Raw genomic sequence first — 231 nt, forward strand, 5'->3', positions numbered from 1 at the left:
GGCTGGATGTAGTAACCCGTGGCCAGGTCGCCTTGCAGCCGCTCGGCAGCACCACCGGTGAGCAACTGGGCACCCTCTTCCCGGGCGATATCCAGATAAGAGAGGATCTTGTCGTATTGCTGTTCCGAGGCCTGGGCGCCCACCATGGTCTCGGTGTCCAGCGGGTTGCCCCGGGTGATCTTGGCAATTTTCTTCATCACCTCGGCCATGAACGGCTCGTAGATCGACTCC

1 protein-coding gene is annotated in these 231 nt (G+C 61.0%); it reads right to left on the bottom strand.

The window, feature by feature from the left end:
• Nucleotides 1-231 (bottom strand): aldehyde dehydrogenase family protein (locus tag SB756_RS36035; protein WP_410914037.1); only part of this gene is annotated, 231 nt, incomplete at both ends.

This window comes from Pseudomonas sp. SIMBA_068, assembly GCF_046534705.1.
Classification (GTDB): domain Bacteria; phylum Pseudomonadota; class Gammaproteobacteria; order Pseudomonadales; family Pseudomonadaceae; genus Aquipseudomonas; species Aquipseudomonas putida.